The 2689-nt window shown below is 56.7% G+C and carries 2 rRNA genes; both read left to right on the forward strand.

The window, feature by feature from the left end:
- A 23S ribosomal RNA gene (locus tag Q5694_RS34730) occupies positions 1–2475 on the forward strand; the annotation flags it as partial.
- 94 nt (positions 2476–2569) lie between these two features.
- Positions 2570–2686, forward strand: a 5S ribosomal RNA gene (rrf, locus tag Q5694_RS34735).
- The last annotated feature ends 3 nt before the right edge of the window (positions 2687–2689 follow it).

Genomic DNA, 2689 nt, shown 5'->3' on the forward strand with positions numbered 1-2689 from the left:
TCTCGTGACTGCGTGCCTTTTGAAGAATGAGCCTGCGAGTTTGCGGTGTGTTGCGAGGTTAACCCGAGTGGGGTAGCCGTAGCGAAAGCGAGTCCGAACAGGGCGTTTCAGTAGCACGCTCAAGACCCGAAGCGGAGTGATCTAGCCATGGGCAGGTTGAAGCGGAGGTAAGACTTCGTGGAGGACCGAACCCACCAGGGTTGAAAACCTGGGGGATGACCTGTGGTTAGGGGTGAAAGGCCAATCAAACTCCGTGATAGCTGGTTCTCCCCGAAATGCATTTAGGTGCAGCGTCGTGTGTTTCTTGCCGGAGGTAGAGCACTGGATAGGCGATGGGCCCTACCGGGTTACTGACCTTAGCCAAACTCCGAATGCCGGTAAGTGAGAGCGCGGCAGTGAGACTGTGGGGGATAAGCTCCATGGTCGAGAGGGAAACAGCCCAGAGCATCGACTAAGGCCCCTAAGCGTACGCTAAGTGGGAAAGGATGTGGAGTCGCACAGACAACCAGGAGGTTGGCTTAGAAGCAGCCACCCTTGAAAGAGTGCGTAATAGCTCACTGGTCTAGTGATTCCGCGCCGACAATGTAGCGGGGCTCAAGCGTACCGCCGAAGTCGTGTCATTCATGCAATAGCCCCAACGGGTGTATGGATGGGTAGGGGAGCGTCGTGTGCCGGGTGAAGCAGCCGCGGAAGCGAGTTGTGGACGGTTCACGAGTGAGAATGCAGGCATGAGTAGCGATACAAACGTGAGAAACGTTTGCGCCGATTGACTAAGGGTTCCTGGGTCAAGCTGATCTGCCCAGGGTAAGTCGGGACCTAAGGCGAGGCCGACAGGCGTAGTCGATGGATAACCGGTTGATATTCCGGTACCCGCTGTGAAGCGTCAAACATCGAGCATCGTGATGCTAAGGCCGTGAAGCCGCCCTTGATCTCTTCGGAGTGATGGGGAGTGGTGGAGCCGCCGAACCAAGCGGTTAGTAGGTGAGTGATGGGGTGACGCAGGAAGGTAGTCCATCCCGGGCGGTGGTTGTCCCGGGGTAAGGGTGTAGGACGTCAGGTAGGTAAATCCGCCTGGCACATAGTCTGAGACCTGATGCCGAGCCGATTGTGGTGAAGTGGATGATCCTATGCTGTCGAGAAAAGCCTCTAGCGAGTTTCATGGCGGCCCGTACCCTAAACCGACTCAGGTGGTCAGGTAGAGAATACCGAGGCGTTCGGGTGAACTATGGTTAAGGAACTCGGCAAAATGCCCCCGTAACTTCGGGAGAAGGGGGGCCACACTCGGTGATCCGATTTACTCGGTGAGCTGGGGGTGGCCGCAGAGACCAGCGAGAAGCGACTGTTTACTAAAAACACAGGTCCGTGCGAAGCCGTAAGGCGATGTATACGGACTGACGCCTGCCCGGTGCTGGAACGTTAAGGGGACCGGTTAGCTCCATTTCGGTGGGGCGAAGCTGAGAACTTAAGCGCCAGTAAACGGCGGTGGTAACTATAACCATCCTAAGGTAGCGAAATTCCTTGTCGGGTAAGTTCCGACCTGCACGAATGGCGTAACGACTTCTCGACTGTCTCAACCATAGGCCCGGTGAAATTGCACTACGAGTAAAGATGCTCGTTTCGCGCAGCAGGACGGAAAGACCCCGGGACCTTTACTACAGTTTGATATTGGTGTTCGGTTCGGCTTGTGTAGGATAGCTGGGAGACTGTGAAGCAGCCACGCCAGTGGTTGTGGAGTCGTCGTTGAAATACCAGTCTGGTCGTGCTGGATGTCTAACCTGGGTCCGTGATCCGGATCAGGGACAGTGTCTGATGGGTAGTTTAACTGGGGCGGTTGCCTCCTAAAGAGTAACGGAGGCGCCCAAAGGTTCCCTCAGCCTGGTTGGCAATCAGGTGTTGAGTGTAAGTGCACAAGGGAGCTTGACTGTGAGACCGACGGGTCGAGCAGGGACGAAAGTCGGGACTAGTGATCCGGCGGTGGCTTGTGGAAGCGCCGTCGCTCAACGGATAAAAGGTACCCCGGGGATAACAGGCTGATCTTCCCCAAGAGTCCATATCGACGGGATGGTTTGGCACCTCGATGTCGGCTCGTCGCATCCTGGGGCTGGAGTCGGTCCCAAGGGTTGGGCTGTTCGCCCATTAAAGCGGTACGCGAGCTGGGTTTAGAACGTCGTGAGACAGTTCGGTCCCTATCCGCTGTGCGCGTAGGAGTCTTGAGAAGGGCTGTCCCTAGTACGAGAGGACCGGGACGGACGAACCTCTGGTGTGCCAGTTGTCCTGCCAAGGGCATGGCTGGTTGGCTACGTTCGGGAGGGATAACCGCTGAAAGCATCTAAGCGGGAAGCCTGCTTCGAGATGAGGACTCCCACCCACTTGATGGGGTAAGGCTCCCAGTAGACGACTGGGTTGATAGGCCGGATATGGAAGCACGGTAACGTGTGGAGTTGACCGGTACTAATAGGCCGAGGGCTTGTCCTCAGTTGCTCGCGTCCACTGTGTTGGTTCTGAAACCACGAACAGCCCCATGCCAGGTCACGGCATGGCGCGGCATGGTTCGACAGTTTCATAGTGTTTCGGTGGTTATAGCGTAGGGGAAACGCCCGGTTACATTCCGAACCCGGAAGCTAAGCCTTACAGCGCCGATGGTACTGCAGGGGGGACCCTGTGGGAGAGTAGGACGCCGCCGAACAAT

This window comes from Streptomyces sp. AHA2, from assembly GCF_036857595.1.
Taxonomy (GTDB): Bacteria; Actinomycetota; Actinomycetes; order Streptomycetales; family Streptomycetaceae; genus Streptomyces.